1 protein-coding gene and 1 pseudogene are annotated in these 1,056 nt (G+C 49.4%); both read left to right on the top strand.

The genetic code is table 11. The annotated features are described in order from the left end of the window. Positions 1–118 precede the first annotated feature (118 nt). The gene (gene mazF / locus AWU74_RS06000) at positions 119–463 is read left to right on the top strand and encodes an endoribonuclease MazF (protein WP_062328548.1); all 345 of its coding nucleotides are present in this window, start codon (positions 119–121) and stop codon (positions 461–463) included. A gap of 396 nt (positions 464–859) precedes the next feature. Then, positions 860–1,056, top strand: a pseudogene (locus AWU74_RS06005) (radical SAM protein); the annotation flags it as partial.

Here is a 1,056-nt window from a genome sequence, read left to right on the forward strand (position 1 = left end):
ACGCAGGGGTTTTAATAGCCCCGAAACGAGACGCTAATCTTTCTCAATTGCTGGCAAGTATAACGGAGCAAAATATTCACGGGGAGATTAAAACGGAACAGCCTGTCGGGAAAGAAATATGGTGAAGCAAACCTATGTTCCTGACCGCGGCGAGCTGATATGGCTGGATTTTAACCCGCAATCCGGGCACGAGCAAAAAGGCAAAAGGCCGGCGTTGGTTCTTTCGCCCAAAGAATACAACGAAAAGGTTGGGTTGGGCGTATTTTGTCCGGTTACGAGCCAAGCGAAAAAATATCCTTTTGAAGTTGAAATAAAAAATTCGGAAATTAGCGGAGTTGTTTTGGCTGACCAAATAAAGAGTTTGGACTGGGCGCAACGAAACGCTTCTTTTATTGCAAAAGCGGCGGATGATGAAATAGCAGCGGTTACAGAAAAAGCGGTCATGCTGATAAATGGAAAATAACGCCGTAATCGGCCAGAGCGGAAGCCGTGTATGCGGCGCGCCCGGACTTCGCCCGCTTATGCGGACGGGCAAATCAGGCACCTTGTTCCTAAGGTCGAGGACTCCGTTCCTAAGGTTTGGTAATTGGTTCCCAAAGTCGGGGAACTGGTTCTTAGGGTTTGGGTTCTGGTTCCGAAGGTCGGGACGCTGGTTCCTAGGGTCGATAAACCGGTTCCTAACATCGGGGCGCCGGTTCCTAGGGACGGGGAATTGGTTCTTAGGGTTTGAATGCCGGTTTCTGGGAGCGGAACCGACGCAAGGGGATAAAAGAGCGGAGGGCATTCAATAAACGCGTTGATATTGGGTAAAAAACAAAAACAACGGCTTATGCCGTCACAGAAACGAAGGAGAATTGCTATGAGTGAGATGACTGAAGTTAAAAAACGGAAGCTGAAGGACGAAATCTACCTGAAAAACCGGATTCTGGTGGAAGGCGTCGCCTTTGAGCCGAATATTTTCAAGAATAATATGGATTTAGGCGGCGCGGTGCTTGAACAGGTGAACGTGCTGTTCTCGCGCGACAAACACGCGCACCCGGAAACCGAGTTCCCCGC

This window comes from Treponema endosymbiont of Eucomonympha sp. (assembly GCF_001028545.1).

Coding starts and splice junctions, on each gene's coding strand:
- mazF (WP_062328548.1), top strand. CDS start 119: ATGGTGAAGCAAACCTATGTTCCTGACCGCGGCGAGCTGATATGGCTG.